Annotated in this window: 32 protein-coding genes; 3 read left to right on the top strand and 29 right to left on the bottom strand. The window is 72.4% G+C overall.

From position 1 onward, the window contains the following. Nucleotides 1-5 precede the first annotated feature (5 nt). The 11 genes from OG448_RS15225 to OG448_RS15175 all read right to left on the bottom strand — a co-directional run bounded on the left by OG448_RS15225 (nucleotide 6) and on the right by OG448_RS15175 (nucleotide 5,676). Nucleotides 6-1,355: a terminase large subunit domain-containing protein gene (locus tag OG448_RS15225; protein WP_405554321.1), complete on the bottom strand. Its 1,350-nt coding sequence runs from the start codon at nucleotides 1,353-1,355 to the stop codon at nucleotides 6-8. Continuing rightward, complete coding sequence (locus OG448_RS15220) at nucleotides 1,352-1,738, bottom strand: hypothetical protein (RefSeq protein WP_405554320.1); 387 nt, start codon at nucleotides 1,736-1,738, stop codon at nucleotides 1,352-1,354. The genes OG448_RS15225 and OG448_RS15220 overlap by 4 nt, the downstream gene beginning before the upstream one ends. A 156-nt stretch (nucleotides 1,739-1,894) precedes the next feature. Next, nucleotides 1,895-2,038 (bottom strand): hypothetical protein, encoded by a 144-nt coding sequence (locus OG448_RS15215; RefSeq protein WP_405554318.1) that lies wholly within the window; start codon nucleotides 2,036-2,038, stop codon nucleotides 1,895-1,897. A gap of 24 nt (nucleotides 2,039-2,062) precedes the next feature. Next, nucleotides 2,063-2,662, bottom strand: coding sequence for a hypothetical protein (locus OG448_RS15210; protein WP_405554316.1), 600 nt, complete (start codon nucleotides 2,660-2,662; stop codon nucleotides 2,063-2,065). Between the two features lie 167 nt (nucleotides 2,663-2,829). Then, complete coding sequence (locus tag OG448_RS15205) at nucleotides 2,830-3,087, bottom strand: hypothetical protein (RefSeq protein WP_405554315.1); 258 nt, start codon at nucleotides 3,085-3,087, stop codon at nucleotides 2,830-2,832. Continuing rightward, nucleotides 3,084-3,227, bottom strand: coding sequence for a hypothetical protein (locus tag OG448_RS15200; RefSeq protein ID WP_405554313.1), 144 nt, complete (start codon nucleotides 3,225-3,227; stop codon nucleotides 3,084-3,086). The genes OG448_RS15205 and OG448_RS15200 overlap by 4 nt, the downstream gene beginning before the upstream one ends. Before the next feature lie 78 nt (nucleotides 3,228-3,305). Next, a complete protein-coding gene (locus tag OG448_RS15195) occupies nucleotides 3,306-3,959 on the bottom strand; it encodes a hypothetical protein (protein ID WP_405554311.1) in 654 nt (217 codons plus the stop codon). Beyond that, nucleotides 3,956-4,483 carry a hypothetical protein gene (locus OG448_RS15190; RefSeq protein WP_405554309.1) on the bottom strand — a complete coding sequence of 176 codons (528 nt, stop codon included), beginning with the start codon at nucleotides 4,481-4,483 and terminating at the stop codon, nucleotides 3,956-3,958. The genes OG448_RS15195 and OG448_RS15190 overlap by 4 nt, the downstream gene beginning before the upstream one ends. A 10-nt stretch (nucleotides 4,484-4,493) precedes the next feature. Next, the gene (locus OG448_RS15185; RefSeq protein ID WP_405554307.1) at nucleotides 4,494-4,637 is read right to left on the bottom strand and encodes a hypothetical protein; all 144 of its coding nucleotides are present in this window, start codon (nucleotides 4,635-4,637) and stop codon (nucleotides 4,494-4,496) included. Between the two features lie 9 nt (nucleotides 4,638-4,646). Continuing rightward, complete coding sequence (locus OG448_RS15180) at nucleotides 4,647-5,423, bottom strand: hypothetical protein (RefSeq protein ID WP_405554306.1); 777 nt, start codon at nucleotides 5,421-5,423, stop codon at nucleotides 4,647-4,649. 73 nt (nucleotides 5,424-5,496) lie between these two features. Beyond that, nucleotides 5,497-5,676, bottom strand: coding sequence for a hypothetical protein (locus tag OG448_RS15175; RefSeq protein WP_405554304.1), 180 nt, complete (start codon nucleotides 5,674-5,676; stop codon nucleotides 5,497-5,499). 193 nt (nucleotides 5,677-5,869) lie between these two features. On the opposite strand from OG448_RS15175, the gene OG448_RS15170 reads away from it, so the two are divergent. From OG448_RS15170 to OG448_RS15160, 3 genes are all read left to right on the top strand, one after another. Further along, nucleotides 5,870-6,127, top strand: a complete 258-nt coding sequence (locus OG448_RS15170) for a hypothetical protein (RefSeq protein ID WP_405554302.1) — start codon at nucleotides 5,870-5,872, stop codon at nucleotides 6,125-6,127. Between the two features lie 41 nt (nucleotides 6,128-6,168). Continuing rightward, nucleotides 6,169-6,378 carry a hypothetical protein gene (locus OG448_RS15165; RefSeq protein ID WP_405554300.1) on the top strand — a complete coding sequence of 70 codons (210 nt, stop codon included), beginning with the start codon at nucleotides 6,169-6,171 and terminating at the stop codon, nucleotides 6,376-6,378. 88 nt (nucleotides 6,379-6,466) lie between these two features. After that, entirely contained in the window at nucleotides 6,467-6,817 is a 351-nt protein-coding gene (locus tag OG448_RS15160) for a hypothetical protein (protein WP_405554298.1), read from the top strand. Between the two features lie 64 nt (nucleotides 6,818-6,881). Here the strand turns inward: OG448_RS15160 and OG448_RS15155 are convergent, their stop codons facing one another. The 18 genes from OG448_RS15155 to OG448_RS15070 all read right to left on the bottom strand — a co-directional run bounded on the left by OG448_RS15155 (nucleotide 6,882) and on the right by OG448_RS15070 (nucleotide 15,750). Beyond that, nucleotides 6,882-7,106, bottom strand: coding sequence for a hypothetical protein (locus tag OG448_RS15155; RefSeq protein WP_405554297.1), 225 nt, complete (start codon nucleotides 7,104-7,106; stop codon nucleotides 6,882-6,884). A gap of 2 nt (nucleotides 7,107-7,108) precedes the next feature. Then, complete coding sequence (locus tag OG448_RS15150) at nucleotides 7,109-7,378, bottom strand: response regulator transcription factor (RefSeq protein ID WP_405554295.1); 270 nt, start codon at nucleotides 7,376-7,378, stop codon at nucleotides 7,109-7,111. Beyond that, nucleotides 7,375-8,313 carry a hypothetical protein gene (locus OG448_RS15145; protein ID WP_405554293.1) on the bottom strand — a complete coding sequence of 313 codons (939 nt, stop codon included), beginning with the start codon at nucleotides 8,311-8,313 and terminating at the stop codon, nucleotides 7,375-7,377. The genes OG448_RS15150 and OG448_RS15145 overlap by 4 nt, the downstream gene beginning before the upstream one ends. Further along, nucleotides 8,310-8,666: a hypothetical protein gene (locus tag OG448_RS15140; protein ID WP_405554291.1), complete on the bottom strand. Its 357-nt coding sequence runs from the start codon at nucleotides 8,664-8,666 to the stop codon at nucleotides 8,310-8,312. Before OG448_RS15140 ends, OG448_RS15145 begins: the two co-directional genes overlap by 4 nt. Further along, nucleotides 8,663-8,935: a hypothetical protein gene (locus OG448_RS15135; RefSeq protein ID WP_405554290.1), complete on the bottom strand. Its 273-nt coding sequence runs from the start codon at nucleotides 8,933-8,935 to the stop codon at nucleotides 8,663-8,665. The genes OG448_RS15140 and OG448_RS15135 overlap by 4 nt, the downstream gene beginning before the upstream one ends. Nucleotides 8,936-8,959: 24 nt before the next feature. Continuing rightward, on the bottom strand, nucleotides 8,960-9,520 hold the full coding sequence (locus OG448_RS15130; RefSeq protein ID WP_405554288.1) for a WhiB family transcriptional regulator: 561 nt from the start codon (nucleotides 9,518-9,520) through the stop codon (nucleotides 8,960-8,962). 49 nt (nucleotides 9,521-9,569) lie between these two features. Beyond that, nucleotides 9,570-10,151 (bottom strand): histone-like nucleoid-structuring protein Lsr2, encoded by a 582-nt coding sequence (locus tag OG448_RS15125; protein ID WP_405554286.1) that lies wholly within the window; start codon nucleotides 10,149-10,151, stop codon nucleotides 9,570-9,572. After that, nucleotides 10,148-10,990 carry a hypothetical protein gene (locus OG448_RS15120; protein WP_405554284.1) on the bottom strand — a complete coding sequence of 281 codons (843 nt, stop codon included), beginning with the start codon at nucleotides 10,988-10,990 and terminating at the stop codon, nucleotides 10,148-10,150. Before OG448_RS15120 ends, OG448_RS15125 begins: the two co-directional genes overlap by 4 nt. Nucleotides 10,991-11,073: 83 nt before the next feature. Further along, complete coding sequence (locus OG448_RS15115) at nucleotides 11,074-11,511, bottom strand: hypothetical protein (protein WP_405554282.1); 438 nt, start codon at nucleotides 11,509-11,511, stop codon at nucleotides 11,074-11,076. Beyond that, on the bottom strand, nucleotides 11,511-11,753 hold the full coding sequence (locus OG448_RS15110; protein ID WP_405554280.1) for a hypothetical protein: 243 nt from the start codon (nucleotides 11,751-11,753) through the stop codon (nucleotides 11,511-11,513). The genes OG448_RS15115 and OG448_RS15110 overlap by 1 nt, the downstream gene beginning before the upstream one ends. Then, nucleotides 11,750-12,274: a hypothetical protein gene (locus tag OG448_RS15105; RefSeq protein ID WP_405554278.1), complete on the bottom strand. Its 525-nt coding sequence runs from the start codon at nucleotides 12,272-12,274 to the stop codon at nucleotides 11,750-11,752. Before OG448_RS15105 ends, OG448_RS15110 begins: the two co-directional genes overlap by 4 nt. Continuing rightward, a complete protein-coding gene (locus OG448_RS15100) occupies nucleotides 12,271-12,771 on the bottom strand; it encodes a hypothetical protein (RefSeq protein WP_405554277.1) in 501 nt (166 codons plus the stop codon). Before OG448_RS15100 ends, OG448_RS15105 begins: the two co-directional genes overlap by 4 nt. Beyond that, nucleotides 12,768-13,016: a hypothetical protein gene (locus OG448_RS15095; RefSeq protein WP_405554275.1), complete on the bottom strand. Its 249-nt coding sequence runs from the start codon at nucleotides 13,014-13,016 to the stop codon at nucleotides 12,768-12,770. Before OG448_RS15095 ends, OG448_RS15100 begins: the two co-directional genes overlap by 4 nt. Further along, a complete protein-coding gene (locus OG448_RS15090) occupies nucleotides 13,013-13,927 on the bottom strand; it encodes a hypothetical protein (RefSeq protein WP_405554273.1) in 915 nt (304 codons plus the stop codon). The genes OG448_RS15095 and OG448_RS15090 overlap by 4 nt, the downstream gene beginning before the upstream one ends. After that, on the bottom strand, nucleotides 13,924-14,814 hold the full coding sequence (locus tag OG448_RS15085) for a PD-(D/E)XK nuclease-like domain-containing protein (RefSeq protein ID WP_405554271.1): 891 nt from the start codon (nucleotides 14,812-14,814) through the stop codon (nucleotides 13,924-13,926). The genes OG448_RS15090 and OG448_RS15085 overlap by 4 nt, the downstream gene beginning before the upstream one ends. Next, nucleotides 14,814-15,086: a hypothetical protein gene (locus tag OG448_RS15080; protein ID WP_405554270.1), complete on the bottom strand. Its 273-nt coding sequence runs from the start codon at nucleotides 15,084-15,086 to the stop codon at nucleotides 14,814-14,816. Before OG448_RS15080 ends, OG448_RS15085 begins: the two co-directional genes overlap by 1 nt. Continuing rightward, on the bottom strand, nucleotides 15,086-15,571 hold the full coding sequence (locus tag OG448_RS15075) for a hypothetical protein (RefSeq protein ID WP_405554268.1): 486 nt from the start codon (nucleotides 15,569-15,571) through the stop codon (nucleotides 15,086-15,088). Before OG448_RS15075 ends, OG448_RS15080 begins: the two co-directional genes overlap by 1 nt. Continuing rightward, a complete protein-coding gene (locus OG448_RS15070; protein ID WP_405554266.1) occupies nucleotides 15,568-15,750 on the bottom strand; it encodes a hypothetical protein in 183 nt (60 codons plus the stop codon). Before OG448_RS15070 ends, OG448_RS15075 begins: the two co-directional genes overlap by 4 nt. Nucleotides 15,751-15,814 lie beyond the last annotated feature (64 nt).

Here is a 15,814-nt window from a genome sequence, read left to right as displayed (position 1 = left end):
CCTCCTCAGGCGATCGCGGCTGTGTTGCCCGCGGGGGCGAGCATGAGATCGGTAAGGGCCCAGACGTAGGCGTCGAGCCGGTCGGGGCTGGAGTCGCCGGGCACCCACGAGACGAGCTGCTCTTCCAGCTCGGGGAGGCTGCCGACGATGTGGGCGCTGCCCTGGTCGGTGAGCGCGGCCACCGGCTCGGCGCGGGTCACCTTGCCCCGGCTGGCGTGCACGGTGCGGTAGTTCACCGTGGGGTCGATCTGCCGGATCACGGTCCCGATCCAGTCCCCGCCGTTGTTGACCTCGGCCACGATCGCGTCGGCCCGGTAGTGGTGATACGCGCGGATCGCCTTCCGTGCGGCCTCGATGGGGGGCATGCGGCCGGACAGGTCGTCCAGGGCGTAGCCGTGCTGGCGGGCGAATCCGTTGGCGTCCGGGATGTACTGGGTGCCGCGTCCGGCCACGATGATGCCCATCTCGTCGGACTCATCGTGCGAGGTGGCGGCCGGGTCCATGGCGACGACGGCCCTGGCCAGGGATGGCACAGCGCCCACGCGCGCCTTGTCGATCCCACCCCGCGACCAGAGCGCGCCCTCGATGTCCTCCAGCAGGATGCCGTCCAGCTCCTGCGCCTCGGTGCGGGTGCCCTTGTACTTGGCGATGAGCTTGTCCCGCTGCTCCTGCGGGAGGTGGATGGCGTCACGGGTCCGGCCGCGGGTCATCACCACGTCGCTGCGCTTGGTGAGGGCGATCAGCTCGGTGCGTGGCTTGGGCGTGGTGGACGCGATGTAGTGCGGGTTCGGGCCGATGCGCAGACCCATCTCGCTGTGCGTGATGGCCTCGCCGAGGCGGCGCTGCGCGGCGACCTCCTCCATCCACACGAGGCACCGGTTACCGCCCGCGCGCAGGCGCTCCACGTCGTCCGGGGTGTGGGCCCCGAACAACTTGGCCTCGGCCCCGGACGGCCAACGCGCGAAGGTGCCACCCGCCGTCGTGCGCAGCACCACCCGCGGGTCGTGGGCGCGCAGCCCCGAGGGTCCGTTGACGCAGGCTTCCACGGCGTCGCCTTGGGTGGGGGCGATGATGGCCATGCGGTGCCCGCCGGGCAGCCGGTCGTCGCACGGGGGTCCGTTGACATGGGCGACCATGTAGCGCGCGCACCCGTCGGTCTTGCCGGTGCCGCGCCCGCCGAGCTGGAGCCACCAGCCGAGCGTCTCCACGTGGGCCGGGGGGACCTGCCACGGGTACGGCGTCCAGCGGTCCCACCGCTTCTGCCACAGCCGCGCGGCCAGCTCACGCTTGAGTAGCTCCAGGCCCTCGGGCGGGAGGTGCTGGAGCCGCTCACGCAGGGCTTCGGTACGCGTCACGACGGGGTCCCGAGGTCTTCGAACTTGTCGGCCAGACTCATGATCTCGGCGGTCAGCGCATCGGTGACGGTGGCGTTGACCTTCACCGGGGCGTACAGGCCGAGGAGCTTGGCCTGGTGGTCGAAGAGGCGGACCAGTCCTTCGACGGCGCGTACGTCGCCTTTGATGACCTTCGGCATCAGGGAGTTGATGGCTATGTCCAGGTTGGCGAGCTGCTCGCCGAGGTACTCGCCGTGCGCGTCGGCGGCCTGCTTGGCGAGGTCGGCGACGCCGCGCTTCCACGCCTCGTAGACGTTCTTCACGTCGCAGTGCAGGTGCTCGGCGATCTGCCGGAACTGCATCCGCTCTTGGGTACGCAGGCGTACGACCTCGTGCTGCCGCACGAGGCCGAGATCGTGTTGGGGCTGTCGCCGCGCCACCGCACCTCCCTGGGCAGGACGGTACGGATTTCGGGCGGACCAGGATCTTGGGGGCTGCAATCCGCCGGACGCGACGAAGCCCCGACGACGCTGGTCGACGGGGCTTCGGGTGGTACGAGGTCAGTCTACGGAGGGCAGGTCCGTGGCGAGGCGCGGGCACTCCTCGGGTTCGACTGCGAGGCCCAGCCGGACGGTTCGCCCATCACGCTCCCACAGCACGGTGACGCGTGGGTCGTTGGTGCTTGCGGTTCCCATGTCGTCCATGCGGCCAGCCTAGACCTGCGGGCGTCAGTAGTTGGCGTTGGCCATCATGTCGCCGTCCGAGCCGTACACGGTGACGAGACCGTTGTCCGACTTGTAGCAGGACGTGAACGCGCTGGCGATGAGCTTGGCCTGCCCCGCGTCCTTGCTCATCAGCCCGCCCTTGAAGTCGGTGTACACCTCGGCGGCGTCCAGCACGTCGTTGCGCTTGTCGGCGCCGGTCACCTTGGTGACGTGCTTGACGGCCGCCTGCTCTCCGGGCGTGCCCGTCTTGGCCACGCACGCCTGGAACTGCTGCGCCTGCGACGTGGTGTCGGCGGGCTTGTCGGCCTTCTTGCCCGCCTCGCCCTTCGGCGTGCTGTGCGCGGCGGCCGGCTTCTTGCTGCCCTCGTCGCTGTCGCCTCCGCCGGCCACGGCAGCGATGATGCCGATGAGGACGAACAGGCCGATGATGCCGAGGCACCCGAGCCCGATGATCTTCCCGGCGCCGGTCTTCTTCGGGGGCTGCGGCGGCGGGCCCCACTGCTGCGGGGCGCCGGGTCCGGCCCATCCCTGCGGCTGCTGGCCGGGCTGCTGGCCGGGCTGCTCCTGGCCGTTCCAACCGGGCTGCTGCGGCTGCTGAGTCATGTGTGTCCCCCGAGGGTGGAGTAGGTGAGCTGCGGGTGTATGACTCGTGAAGGGCCTGTGTGGTTGCACAGTGAACGAAGATTCTTTGGACGCGGCCGGGCCCCGCCGTCGGGGGAACTTCACGGTGGGGCCCGAGTCTTCAGTGTGGCAGTGGGGTGTGACAGCGGTCAGGCGCACCAGCGGGCGAAGCCGAGCGTCTCGGTGCGGAGCGCTGCGGCGGCCAGCAGTGGGGCATCAGGCGCTCCGGCGGCGATGGCGGTGAGAACGTCCCGGTGCAGATCGTCGGTCCTTCCATGCGCGGCCTCGTCGTCGCCCTGTAGGGCGTGGATTTCGGCGAGGCGGCGGGCGATGTCCTCAGCGGTAAGCGTGGGGGTGGGTTGCCCGGCCCGGTCAATGGGGTGTCCGTACGGCTCGATCTCGCTCACTGCTTTCCCTTCTTCTTCGCGCCGGGGACCGGCTTCTTCTCGGGCGGGAACCAGCCGCCCCTGCTGCCCTGATACTCCGTCTCGCGGCCCTTCAGGCGGGGGTCGTCGGGCTCGATGGGCTTCTTGAATCCGAGTGCCATGATGGCGTCTCCGTCTCGCAGTTGGGATGGGACTCGGGGCGGGCGGCTAGCTGCCAGGCGGGCGCCCGCCCCGGGGTCTTAAGGCTTGCTGATCTTGTGGAAGCGGGCCGCGTCGCCGGGGTCGAAGAGGCGCGTAAAGCCGAGCGTGCGGTCTACACGCACCCCCTCTCGGGGCCCCTCTCCGTCGGCGTTGTCGCTGTTGGCGTTGTCGCCTGACCTGCAACAACAACCGTCCCCGTGCGCGTCGGCAGAAGCGGGAGAGGGGGCGGCCGGGATGTCCTTCACGTGCACGCCCGGCCCGTTCCCGCGCGGCGTGCGGACTGCCTTCCAGCTCACGCCCGCGTCGTCCAGGAGGCGCTTCACCACCTTGGTGTCCGGCAGCTTCAGGTCGTCGCGGAGCCGGGTCAGCAGTACGCCGTTGTCGTCGCCCACGAGGCGGCGCAGCGCCGCGCCCACGTCCGGCTGCTCGGCGGCCTGCTCCTCCTCGGCGGCCGGGGTCCGGCGCCGGGCGAGCCAGCCGCCCGCCCGCTGCCAGCCGAGGCAGACCAGCACGCCGACGATCACGTAGGCGACGTACGGGAAGACGACGACCAGCCGCCACACGATCACCAGGGCGACCACCACGGCGGCCACGCGGACCCCGCGGTCGCTGCCCTCCTCGCTCTCCCCCGCCACACCTTCAGGCTCGATGGCGGACCGGGTCGGCTCGGCCTCGGCCGCGCGGCGCCTCACAGCAGCCCCGTCACGTAGTCGCCGGCCCACGACACGGATGGCGCGACGACCAGGCCGACGGCGCCCGCGATGCTGGAGGCGAGACCGAGGCTGATCCCGGCGAGGATCTGCCGGACGAAGTCCCAGCGGAAGCCCCGGCGGCTGCACACGGCGACGATGACGACGGTGATGACGATGACCGCGGCGTGCCCGCCGGGGGTGAGCGCGAGGTGGCTGGCTCGGGTGACGTTCGGCGTGGAGGCGCCGAGGCCGTAGACCAGGACCACGTTGCCTGCGGTGTTGGTGCCCCACAGGGACCAGTCGGCGATGCCGCCGATGATGCCGCCTGCGGACAGGATGAGCAGCGCGCCGTAGGAGAGGCAGAGGAACTGCGGGACGAGCCGGGCCAGGGCCTTGAAGCTGAGGCGCTTCTTGTGGCCGGTCCACCAGTGGGTGAAGTCCCAGGCGACCAGGCTGAGTCCGATGGTGACGCCACCGAGGGACACGAGACCGTAGGTGGGGATGTCGAGCGGGGAGAAGTTCACGCGGAGTCCTTCAGCGGAGGACGGCGACGCCGAGCGCCGCGAGGGTCAGGATGAGCGCGCAGGTCCCGGTGATGGGCGGGACGGTGCGGAGGTCGACAAGGGCCAGGCCGAGGACACCGCCGACGGCCGCGAGCACGAAGAACACGGTGAGCACGGCGGCCCCCTACGCGGTCCGGCCGATGGCCGGCGGGAGCTGCTTCAGGTGCGGCTCGTGCTGCTCCACCTCGGCGCGGATCTTCTCGCGGATCGTGCTGTCGCCGACGCGTCCGTATCCGGCGTCGACCAGCGCGGCCCGCATCTCGCTGGTGACGGGGCGGTAGCCGCCGTCGTACAGCGGGCGGATGGCGGCGCAGCGCGGGTCCCGGTAGGCGATGGGCGCGGGGACCGGGGGCTCGATGGCCTGCTGCTCCTCGGCCGGGAGCGCGGGCGCCTGCTCGGGCTTCGGCGGGACGACCGGCACGACCGGCGCGGGCGGCTGCTCGGTGCGCTCCACGCTCACGGCCGGGGCCGGGGCCGGGGCGGGCGCAGGCACCCGCTCGGTGGCCGGCGTCGGCGTGGCCGCGAGGTGCAGCAGGTGCGCGAGCACGGCCGGCGGCACCATCGACGTGACCGCGATGAGCCACGCCTGGTCGTGGTCCATGTGCCCGGTGGTCACCAGGTGCGCGACGACCTGCGCGGCGAGCGCGAGGACGATGGCGAACGCTGCGCCCACGGTGGCGGAGAACCGGCCGCGTGCCCCCTTCGGCCGGGTGGCGGCCACGACCGCGGCGATACCGGCGTAGGCGCTGAGGGAGAACGGCATGCCGTACGCCCACGGGTCGGTCCATCCGGCGAAGCGGGCGACGTGGTACTCGCCGGGCATCGACATGATGAGGGTGGCGCCGAGGACGGCGGGGCGGCCGGCGGTGGTGGCGACGCGGGCGTACCAGGGGGCGGCCATCAGAGGTGCCGCCCGATGAGGAACGCGATGATGACCAGCGGCCAGATCATGGCGAGGATGTAGAGCGCGCGCATCAGTGGCCACCGCCGGGGAGGATGCCCTGCCGGTTGCCGGTGCCGCCCTGCTCCTGCTTCGCCTCGGCGGCGGCGCGGGCGGCCGTGAGGTCGGCGGCGGCGCGCTGCTGGAGCTGCGCGGTGGTCGCGTTCGCGTCCTCGTGGACGGGCGTGGTTGCGGGTACGCTGCGGTCAGCCATGGAGACTTCACCTCTCCGGTGGTCAGAGCCCCGTCCGGTGTTAGCGCACCTGCGGGGCTCGTTCAGTTGTAGGGCGTCGTCGGTCGTCGTCGGGCCCGTCGTGACGGTACCAAGGGGTACCCCTTGGACGCCAGTGGGTACCCCCTGGACGGGTGATCGTGCGGGCCTACGCTCCGGGCCGGGAGGTGGCGTGGTGGCTGGTGAGGTTGAGCGGGTGCGTGAGGCGCTGCGCGCGCTGGAGGCGATCCCGGATGCGCTGGACAGGGCGGCGGCCTGCGCCGAAGTGCTGCGCGAGTGGCCCGAGCTGCACCGGCTGGTGGCGGACGTGCGGCAGCAGGCGGTGCGCACGGCGAAGGCGGGCGGCCACACCTACCGGGTGATCGGCGAGCGTATGGGCGTGACGGGGGAGACGGCCGGCCAGATCGCGGCGGGCAAGGGCCGGTCGGCGTAGCCCCGGCTGCGCCCCATCGTCGCCGGGGTGACGCTGGTCAGGTGGCCAGTCCCCTGCGTGTCGTCGTCGCCCCGCCGTCCTCGTCGGGCGGCCGTCGGGTGCGCGTGGATGGGGAGATCTTGGGGCTCGCGCATTCGCTGCGGGATCTCGCGGAGTTCCTGCGCCGGGCGGGGCTGGAGCTGGAGCCCGAGGAGCTGCCGGGCTCGCCGTTGATCGACTGGCGCGGGGTGGGCCCGGAGGTGTGGACGTGACGACGCACGTCAACTGTCGTCGTCAGCCTCGCGGGCGACGCTGCCCGTGCGAGCGTGTCCCCGCCTTGGCGGCTCTGGTTGGTTGGTCATGGCGAACCAACAAGTGCCTCTGCCGCAGGGCGAGGAAGAGATCATCCAGCAGTCCACGGCGTACCAACTGGCAGGCATCACCCGAGCTGTGCTGCGCGGCTGCATTGACCGCGGTGAGCTGCGAACCGCCGACCACCACGGCTCGCGGGGGTCGGCTCGGGTGTACCGCGCGGACGTGGTGCGGTTGATGGCTGAGCGGGGGTGGCCGGGGCCGGGGTCTCCCATGGTGCCCGCGCAGTCGATGGGTAGCGAGGGCTGCCCTGAGTGCGGGCGGTTGCGGGAGGCGCGGGCGAGGGACGCGGAGACGATGCGCCGGCTGCGGAGTGCGCTGGCGGCGGCGACGGAGTAGGGGGACACGACGACGCCCCGTCACCTGCCGTCGTCGGACGGGGTGACGGGGCGTCTGGCCTGCGTCAACGGGTGTCGGGCTGCTGCTCGCTCTCGTCCAGCAGGCGCAGCGCGTGGGTGAGGAGCGCCCGGCACAGCGCCCGCTCCCTCGGGTCGGTGGGGGCGTGACGGTCCACGTCGATGAGCTGCTCGCTGCCGTTCCGGTCCGGGCCGGCGGTGAAGGTGAGGCGGGGGCCGCCGATGATGCGGACGGGCGGCAGGGGCGTGAGGCCGAAGGCGTCGATGGGCATGGTCAGTTCCCTTCGGTGGTGGGCAGGCGGTCGCCGTGGATGCGGGCGAGGTCGGCCGGGGTGATGTCGCCCCGGTAGATGGCGAGTGCGAGGGCGGACGCCCGGTCGGGGACGCCGAGCGCGGCGTAGATCCGTCCGAGCCGTCCGGCGACGGTGTACGCGTGGATGCCCATCGCGTGGCCGATGGCGGCGTTGGTGCCGCCTGCGGCGACGTGCAGTAGCAGATCGCGCTGTCGCTGGGTCAGGGGGCGCGGGGCGGGCGGGGCGGTCACTCGGTGCCGTCCAGGGCGTAGCGCACGCGGTTGATGGCTGCGCGCATCCCGTCGTCCTCTGCACCGGCCAGGTCCGACTCCATGGCCCGGCACTCGGCGCGCACCCGCTCGATGGCGGCCTGCGCGGCATGCCGCTCCTCGGCCAGCACATCGCCGCGGCGCCGCTCGCGCTTGCACGTCTCGGCCAGGTCGCCCGCCTTGGCCCGCGCTGTGTCCCCGTCGCGCACCTCGTCGGCCAGGAGACTGCGGAGACGGTCGGACTCCTTGCGGGTGAGCGGCACGCTGCTGGCCAGCCGGGCGCGAAGGTCGCGCAGATTGGAGCGCCGGGCAGTGCGCACCGCGTCCTCGTCGGCGGCCGGGCTGTCCTGCCATGGCGCGGGGTCGTCCGACTCGAACCGTGCGCACGGTCGGTCGCCGCAGGGGCCGTTGTAGGACGGGGGGCAGGTCCGGGTCTCCATGATCCGACAGGCGGGCGGGCGCCTCATGTCGGCGGGGAGGTACACGGTGCATCCGCCGCAGAGGCCGCCGATGACCGGGGCGCTCGGGTGCTGCGCGCAGGGGGCGGCCATCTGTCGGGCGGCTACGTCGGCCAGCGCCCCGAGGGCTTCGCGGGCGGCCGTGCTCATGTCGGGGTCGCCGTGCACGGTGATGAAGGGCGCCACCACGCCGCCGGGCATCGGGTAGACCGCGAGGTGGTCGGCCCAGTGGAAGCCTGCCGAGTCGGTGTGGTGCTCGTCGTGGTCGGCGGGGCGGATGCACCAGCGCATGGGGTCGGTGCTGGCGTAGCGGGCGGGGCACGTCGTGGCCGTCGTCGCTGCGCCGTCGTCACCGTCCGCGACGGGCGTCGGCGACCGGTCGGCTACGCGTTTGACCTGCGTCGTCAGGGCGTCGATGGCGCGGACGACGGCCCGCAGGTCGGTGGTGGGCTGGGTCATGCGTGGTGGTCCTTCCGGGTGCAGGTGGTCTCGTGGTCGACGCCGCCGGACATCAGCCCGGTCAGGCAGCAGGACATGGCCAGCGCGTGCCAGCCGAGGGCGGCCTCGTCGGCGAGCTGCTGCTCGCTCGGGCCCGTCGGCCGTATGGCGCGCTCGAGGTGGGCGAGGGCGGTGCGCAACTGGTCGCGGTGGTAGGCGTGGTGGACGATGCCGAGGCCGAGCAGGATGGCGGTGGCGGCGCAGAGCGCGGCGTGGCCGGGCGCGCCCTGCTGTGCGGCGGTGAGGCCGCTGTGGATGAGCGCGGCGGCGGTGAGGGCGTAGGCCGTGGTGAGGGCGGTGGTGAGGTGTCTCATCGGCTGGCCTCGTCGGCCATGCGGCGCAGCTCGTTCGCGGCGGCGTTCACGTCGGCCATGTGGTCGTCCGTCAGGTCCCGCAGGGTGTCGGACTCGTCCAGCGCGTCGGCGGCCTCACGCAGGACGGTGGCCCGGTCCACGGGCGGGGGCAGCTTGGCCAGCACCGCGTCGGCAGCGTGCTCCACGTCCGCCTCGTCGGCGCCAAGCAGCCACGGGCGCAGGGCGTCAGCAACGTGATCGCGCAGCGTGGGCGCGTCGGTGTGCTCCATGTCGGTCTCCTCGGTGATGGTTGGTCAACTGGCAGCAGCGAGGCCGTGTACGCCCGCCTGAGCGCCCGGCAGCGTGGCGGTGGACCCGGAGGCCGGGGAGGCGGTACGCGGACGCTGGAGCCCCCGCCGCGCCTGCTCCCGGCGCTGCCGAGACTTCTCCCGGCTCGCCGCCTTGCACAGCCCGCACGCCACCTCCTCCAGCCGCAGGTGGATGTCGTAGCCGCGGACCGTGCCGCCCTTCGCGTGCTCGATCGCCAGCTGGGCACGGCGGGCCCGCTCCAGCCGCCGGGCATGAACCTCCCGGCACGGCCCACACGCCGCCTCCCCGTTGCGCACGTGGATCTGGTGGCCGCGCTCCGTCCCGCAGTACGTCACCACCGCCGTGAAGTCCCGCCCGCCCCACACCCCCCACACCTGACCCGAGGCCACCGCGTACGCCTCACACGCCGCTAGCAGCGGGCAGCCGGCACACAGGCCCTGCGCCCGGCGCCGGTCCGGCGGGTAGTCGCTGTGGAACAGGGCCGGGTCGGGACGGCAGGGCAGGCCGGGAGTGGCGGCCACAAGGCGGCTGAAGTCGCTGGTCATCGATACCCCCGGGGGGTGTTGGTGCTGGGGCGGTTGGCTGGAGTGCAGGTCAGGCGGGGGTGGACTGCTGCTCGGTGTGGGTCTGCGTGGCGCGCCAGGCGTCCACGACGGCCTTGGGGACGCGGCCGTGGGCCGGGCAGTCGACGCTGTTCGCCTTGGCCCAGGCGCGGACTTCTGCGGGCTCGTAGTCGCGCTGCGTCTTCTTCTTCGGCTTAGCCGGGGCCAGTTCGCCCTTGCGGGTGCGGATCTCCTCGAGGCGGCGGGCGAGCTGCTCCTCCTCGTTTTCGAGGGCGGTGAGTTCGCGGTCGGCGACGTAGCGCTGGCGGAGGCCCACGAGGGCGGCTCGGGCGCGGGCGGCCTGGTCCTGGATGTCGGGGTCGTTGTGCTGGTCGCCCCAGGCGAGGAGCTGGCCGACGGGCAGCCGCTCCGGTTCGGTGTCGGTGGCGGGTGTGCGGACGGTGATGAGCGGCTGGGGGATGGGCGGGTGGGCCTGTGCGGTGGCGAGCGCGGTGGTCATGGCGGTGGGTACTCCTTCGGTGTCGGCGAGGCGGAGGTGGCCAGAGCGGGCGGCTTCGGGGCCGCCTTGGGTGTCGATTTCCTCGAGGAGGCGGCGGAGGGCGGCGACGGTCATGCGCTGTGCCTCTCCGGGTGGGCTGCGGCCTGCTCGGCGTAGGGCTCGCAGCGGGCGTGGATGGTGCGGCCGGGGCGCTGTGGGTCCGGGAGGATCGGGCGGCGGCAGAAGCGGCAGCGAGTCCAGGTGGTGTGGTTGTCCGAGTCCGGGGTGTCGGCGTGGCCGTCGTGGTGCTGTTCCTGGGATTCGGATTGCTCTTCGGGGGGCCCATCCACCTGAGGTTGGGAAACAACCTCAGCCCCGTCTTGGGAACCCCATGGGTACCCCCCTGGGTTGTTCGGGGCGCTGTCCCCCGAACCGTTCGGGGCGCTGTCCCCCGAACTCATACGGGGCGCTGTCCCCCGAACTTCTTCCGGCGTACCGGCGGTAAGTTCCGGGCGCTGTCCCCCGAACTGGTTCGGGTCTCTGTCCCCCGAACTTCCGGTGGTCGACTCCCACCCCGGAGCCCGCTTCCGGGCGGTCGACCGGAGGTGATCCTCAGCCGCCTGCCAGTCCGGGAACGGGGTCACGATGAGCGCGTACCGGGTCGCCTTGCCCCGCTTCCGCTCGCCGAGGACGCGGACGACGCCGGCCCGGATCGCGGCCTCCATGTAGCGGCGTGCGTCCTTCTCGTCGCAGCACGCGGCCTTGGCGATGTCCTGGATACGGATGGGCTTGCGGTCCCCGCTGAACGCGATCTCTCCGGAGGCGGCGGCGAGGTTGCGGAGCTGGCACAGGAGCAGGGGCAGGCCGGACCGGCGCAGGTACGCGGACATCTGCCGTGTCCACTTCCACGACAGTGCGTTGCCGTACGCGTTCGGCACGCTGCCGGGGGCGGTGGCCTGCTCCTCAGTGCTCAACTCGGTCTTCTCTCGGGTGCGGTGTGGCTGGGGGCCGGTGGCCCCGGGACGGCACGGTGTGGGGCCGTCCCGGGGCGGTGGGGTTAGCGGACGTACTCGCCGCGGCGGCGCTCTTCGGCAGCCCGCTTGTGCGCCTTCAGCTCGGCATCGCTGGGGTGGTTGGCCGTGATTTCGGCGAGCTGCGTCTCGGGCCGCATCGGGCCCTCTCCGACCTCGTCCAGCGTTCCGTCCATCTGCCGGCCGCGGTACATGGCTGCCTTGGCGTCGGCGAGCGCGAGGGCGTCCTCGTCGGTGCGGGCGACCTCGCATTCGGTCACCCGCAACTTGACCTGCGGCTTCTTGTCCTCGCCCTCGGCGTGCCCGGTGTAGGACTTGGAGGTGAGGGCGACGATCGCGTAGACGGTGCGGCCGGGCTTCTCGAAGAGGGCGCGGCGCAGCTCGCGGGACATCGACGCTTCGATGGGTACGGCGGCGCCGTCGAGCTTGACCTCGGGGACTTCGGCGGGTCCGAGCTTCGGCATTACAGGGTTCCTCTCGGGTGGTAGGCGGCCTGTGCTTCGGCGGCCTGCATGGCGAGCGCGTCCTCGGCGCACACCTTGTGGGCTGGTTTCATGCGGGTGTCGCGGAGGTTGGTCGGGAAGCCGCAGTAGCGGCAGGGGAGTTCGCGTGCCGACCAGTGCCGGGCGTCGCGCCAGTCGAGGAGCTGGCCCGGCTGGTATCCGGGCTCGGCTGGCGGGGCTCGGCGCCGCTGCCGGGGGGTCATGCCGCCGCCCCGAAGATGCCGGCGTACAGGGCGTCCACGCGCTTCTCCCGCTCGCGCTCACGCGCACGGCCGGCCCGTCGTAGCCCCCGCGCCCACGCTTGGACGACCTTCGAGCGGGCTCGGGCGTGGGCCCGGTCGATCCGGTCGGCGTGATGGCCCGGCATCACGCAGTGGTCGCGCCCACAGGACGGCCGCGCCTGCCCGTCAGCGGGGCGGCCGTTGGCGATGCGGTAGGCGATCGAGCAGGCCGTCAGGTTTCTACCGTCGTAGCGCAGGGCCGGAGTTCGGCCAACGTGGGAACCCGTCCACTCCATGTGGCCGTCGTCGGTCGGCTTGACCCGGCGCCAGAACAGGTCTTCCGCGCTGGCGGACGCCTTCGGGCCGCGCTTAGCCTTCGGCAGCCCGAGGGCCGCACGGGCCGGGGCCACGGTGGCCGTCCGGTCGACGCCGAGCTGTCGGGCGATAGCGCTGTCGGAGTGGCCGGCGTACAGCAGCTCGGCGATGTCGGCGCGAACCTTCATGAGGTCACCGCCTGGTAGCCGAGGGGGTCCTCGCCGGGCTCCAGGCCCTGCACTACGAGGACGATCTGCCCGCCCTTGACGACGCGGCCGAGGCGCATGTCGGGGCCGATGACGCGGGTGTGGTCGTCGTCCTCGAACAGGCCGGCGTCCACGAGTCCGTCCACGGCCGCCTTAAACGACGGGTACCAGTTCGCCGGGTCGCGGCGGCGGCCGTACGTGGACGGGTTCAGCACGCCGAGGATGTGAGCCCGCCGGAAGAGGACGCCCGGCTTCGCGGCGGCGAGGGCGTCCATGAGGGACGGGCACTCGCTGACTGCCTCGAACGCTGCCGCGCGGATCTTCTTCGTGAGCCGGGCGCGGGCCTTCTCGTGCATCCGCTGGTTGGAGTTGATCAGGTCCAGCCCGACAGGGAGGGCGATGACGAACGGGGCGGGCCGGGGCCCGGCCACCGCAGGGGTGGCCGGACGCTCCGGGTTGAACAGGGCCGGGGTGTTCACTCGGCACCTCCGGGCGGGACGGGCGTCATGGTGAGGTGACGGCACGTCCAGCAGATCCGGCCGCCGAGCGCGAGGAACGCGTGCAACGTGACCTGCTGCTCGGCCGGGCACCACGCCTCGTCGGTCACCAGGGCGTCGACGGGGCGGAGCATGGTGACGGTCTGGTCGGTGGGCTGCGGGCCGGTCGCGCGGCGGCGACCGGAGCCGGGGCGGCGGAGCTGCCGCAGGAGGGTACGGAGGCTCACGACTCGGCCCCCGATCCCGCCTGCCGCGCGGCCGGCCACTGCGCGCCTTCGGCGCCCGGCTCACTGGCGGCCGGTCGGCTCGCCTGCTGCTCGTGCTGCTGGCGGATCTCCCCGGCGGTCACCCGCTGCTGCGGGAACTCCTCGTCCACGGTGACCTCGCCGCGGCGGATCGACTCCGAGATGATCTGGAGCTGGCCGAGGTCCAGACCGGTCCACTTGTTGGAGTCGCGGTTGCGGTTCTCCTCAAGCTGTTCGACGGTGACGCCGAGGCCCTCGAAGTGGGCGATGCAGTCGGCGATGCGCTGCGCGAGGGGCTTGTTGCCCTGCCCCTTCTCCACCGTGTTGGTAGCGATCTCCTTGGCCTGCTCCCGGAACCAGTCCGGCAGCACGGAGAAGATCATTTCCCGGAGGCGGCGGGCGCCGTTGTTGCTGTTGTTCTCGTACACGTCGCGCGGGTCCTCCAGCCGGGAGGAGCCGTTGGACTTCGTCCAGCGCGAGTGCGGCACGATGAACGTCGTGGACGCCCGCTCGTTGGTCTCCAGGTCCCACGCCCACGCCTGCATCTCGGACTCGCCGGCCGCGTCGTCACGGCGCAGCTCGTGCACGCCGTAGTGGATGTTCGTCCAGCAGCGGGCCAGCTCCTTGGCGAACTGGATGGTCTCGCCCGAGACGTTGGAGCCGCCCCGGCTGAACCGGAAGAAGGAGCGGACGGCGAGGCTGTGCTGCGCGAAGCCGGTCCGCATCTTCTGCACGGCCATGGCCTCGTTGCGAGGGAACTGCCGGGCGACGACGACGGCGGCCTGGACCTCGGCGACCGCGCGGGACTGCTCCACGGCGGTGCCCTGCCCGACGAACGTCGGAGCCGGCGCGGGCGGCACGGCGAACTGCTGCTGCTCTACCGGGTAGTTCACAGGTACTCCAGGGTGTCTCGGGTCTCGGCCCAGCCGGGCAGGGCGACGGGCACCACGTCGTCGCTGTAGCCGGGCCAGTAGCCAGTCGCGGTGCAGTGGGCGAAGGTCTCCAGGGCGCGCCGGTTGCGGGCGGCGCCGATCCGCCGGGCGGTCGCGTTCACCTCGATCACGGTGATCACGTAGGGGGCGGTCTTCTCCTGGCAGACGAAGACGAACGCACTGGTCTCGTCGGCGATGCCGAGGGCGTGGCAGGCGGACCGGTAGGTGTCGTCCTGCTGGTGGTAGCCGAGGTCATCGATGACCCGCTCCAGGCGCTCGGGCTTGGCCGAGACGCAGGTCTTGTAGTCGGGGATGATCAGCCGTCCTGAGCGCGGGTTCGGCAGCCAGTCGAGCCGGGCCCGGCGCATCACCCCGGTGCGGTCGTCCCGCCAGAACAGGGACCGCTCGGGGGTGCCGTGCTCGGGGTCGAACAGGAGGGAGGCGACGGGGTGTCGGCGCAGCGCGTTGGCCATCTCGTGCACCTGGTCCCACTCGCTGGGCTTCAGGGGGACGCCCCCTTCGGCGCGAACGGCCGCGACCTCCTCCTTGACCGCCTTCGTCCGCCACTCGTCGGCGTCGATGCGGACGAGGTCGGGCCCGTTGCCGAGCACGAGGCGGTGGGCGGCGTTGCCGATGTCCCAGATCTTCTTAATCGGCTGCGGGTGGTCCTGCTCGTATCGGAAGTGCGCGGGGCTCGCTTCGATCAGCTTGCGGGCGCCGCTGGAGGAGAGGGCGTACCGGTGGGAGTGGTACGTCTCGTTGTCCATGTCGTAGATGCCGGGCTCGGTGATGGGCTCCGGGCCGGCGGCCGGGGCGGCGGTCGCCCCGGCCTGCGCGACGGTCGTCATCAGGCGTCGTCTCCGTCCACCACGATGGGCTCGGGGGTGGTCGCGGCGGCCGAGGCCCACGCGTCCCACTCCGTCTCGGTCAGCCCGGCGTTGTCGTGCCCGGCGGTCGGGGCGGACAGCGCGGTGGCAGCGGCGTGGGCGAGGGTGGCGTGGGCCTGCGCCTCGGCGGCCAGCGCGGCGCCCACGGTCGCGTCCGCGCCGTCCCCGTAGGTGAAGCGGTGGGCCATGCGGAGGAGGCGCTCGGCCTCGCGGTAGTGCTCGGGGCCGGTCATCAGCGGCCGTCCTTCCTGTGCAGCACGTAGTGCTTGTTGTCGGGCTCGTCCACGAGCACGAGGTGTCCGGCCCGGTGGAGCGCGTCGAGGTCGCGGCGGGCGGTGCCGCGCTGGACGACGCCGGGGTCGGTGAGGGCGTAGAGCGACAGCGCTCGGCTGGTGGTCCACTGGCCCTCGTGGGTGCGGATCGCGTCGAGGAGGCGGGTCTGCCGCTCGGTCAGTCCGGGAGTGGCGTCGGCCGCCGGGCGGCTGCTCTGCTCCTCGGTCGTCACGTCGGTCCAGCACTTGGGCCACTCGTCGGTCGGTTCGGCATACGGCGACCAGGCCACGTCCTCGGCGGTGCGAATCCAGCCGAACGCCATGCGCTGGCCGGTCTCCGGGTGGGCGGTGTCGGCCACGACCTGGAACAAGGTCACGAGCTCGGGAGCGGTGAAGCCGTTGGCGTCGTACGCGTACGTACGGCCAGGCTGGAAGAAGTCGCTCACGCGGACCGCCTCTCCTGCTGCACGGGCAGAGGGTTGGCCGCGAGGTAGCGGCGGGTGGCGGCGTGCGACGGGTGCTTGATCGCACGCGCGGCCCACGGACGGCCCGTGTCCTCGTAGGCGACCTGGTCCGGAACGTCCATGTCCTCGGGCTCGTCGGCGTCGTACATGCGCGGGGTCATCGCTCACACCCCCGGACCACGGCGATCGAGCCGAGGAGGTAGAGGAACAGCGCGGCGAGGATGA

This window comes from Streptomyces sp. NBC_01171 (genome assembly GCF_045039805.1).
GTDB lineage: Bacteria > Actinomycetota > Actinomycetes > Streptomycetales > Streptomycetaceae > Streptomyces.
Note: the sequence above shows the minus strand (reverse complement) of the source record. Positions and strands in the feature narration are given on the sequence as shown.

What these genes read in the sequence shown, in the direction of transcription:
- OG448_RS15215 (WP_405554318.1), bottom strand. Translation starts at nt 2,038, where the DNA reads ATGGACGACATGGGAACCGCAAGCACCAACGACCCACGCGTCACCGTG.
- OG448_RS15180 (WP_405554306.1), bottom strand. Translation starts at nt 5,423, where the DNA reads ATGGCCGCCCCCTGGTACGCCCGCGTCGCCACCACCGCCGGCCGCCCC.
- OG448_RS15155 (WP_405554297.1), bottom strand. Translation starts at nt 7,106, where the DNA reads ATGCCCATCGACGCCTTCGGCCTCACGCCCCTGCCGCCCGTCCGCATC.
- OG448_RS15125 (WP_405554286.1), bottom strand. Translation starts at nt 10,151, where the DNA reads ATGACCGTCGCCGCCCTCCGCCGCCTCCTCGAGGAAATCGACACCCAA.
- OG448_RS15110 (WP_405554280.1), bottom strand. Translation starts at nt 11,753, where the DNA reads ATGACCCCCCGGCAGCGGCGCCGAGCCCCGCCAGCCGAGCCCGGATAC.
- OG448_RS15175 (WP_405554304.1), bottom strand. Translation starts at nt 5,676, where the DNA reads ATGGCTGACCGCAGCGTACCCGCAACCACGCCCGTCCACGAGGACGCG.
- OG448_RS15140 (WP_405554291.1), bottom strand. Translation starts at nt 8,666, where the DNA reads ATGAGACACCTCACCACCGCCCTCACCACGGCCTACGCCCTCACCGCC.
- OG448_RS15200 (WP_405554313.1), bottom strand. Translation starts at nt 3,227, where the DNA reads ATGGCACTCGGATTCAAGAAGCCCATCGAGCCCGACGACCCCCGCCTG.
- OG448_RS15070 (WP_405554266.1), bottom strand. Translation starts at nt 15,750, where the DNA reads ATGACCCCGCGCATGTACGACGCCGACGAGCCCGAGGACATGGACGTT.
- OG448_RS15105 (WP_405554278.1), bottom strand. Translation starts at nt 12,274, where the DNA reads ATGAAGGTTCGCGCCGACATCGCCGAGCTGCTGTACGCCGGCCACTCC.
- OG448_RS15210 (WP_405554316.1), bottom strand. Translation starts at nt 2,662, where the DNA reads ATGACTCAGCAGCCGCAGCAGCCCGGTTGGAACGGCCAGGAGCAGCCC.
- OG448_RS15115 (WP_405554282.1), bottom strand. Translation starts at nt 11,511, where the DNA reads ATGCCGAAGCTCGGACCCGCCGAAGTCCCCGAGGTCAAGCTCGACGGC.
- OG448_RS15135 (WP_405554290.1), bottom strand. Translation starts at nt 8,935, where the DNA reads ATGGAGCACACCGACGCGCCCACGCTGCGCGATCACGTTGCTGACGCC.
- OG448_RS15130 (WP_405554288.1), bottom strand. Translation starts at nt 9,520, where the DNA reads ATGACCAGCGACTTCAGCCGCCTTGTGGCCGCCACTCCCGGCCTGCCC.
- OG448_RS15160 (WP_405554298.1), top strand. Translation starts at nt 6,467, where the DNA reads ATGGCGAACCAACAAGTGCCTCTGCCGCAGGGCGAGGAAGAGATCATC.
- OG448_RS15085 (WP_405554271.1), bottom strand. Translation starts at nt 14,814, where the DNA reads ATGACGACCGTCGCGCAGGCCGGGGCGACCGCCGCCCCGGCCGCCGGC.
- OG448_RS15145 (WP_405554293.1), bottom strand. Translation starts at nt 8,313, where the DNA reads ATGACCCAGCCCACCACCGACCTGCGGGCCGTCGTCCGCGCCATCGAC.
- OG448_RS15080 (WP_405554270.1), bottom strand. Translation starts at nt 15,086, where the DNA reads ATGACCGGCCCCGAGCACTACCGCGAGGCCGAGCGCCTCCTCCGCATG.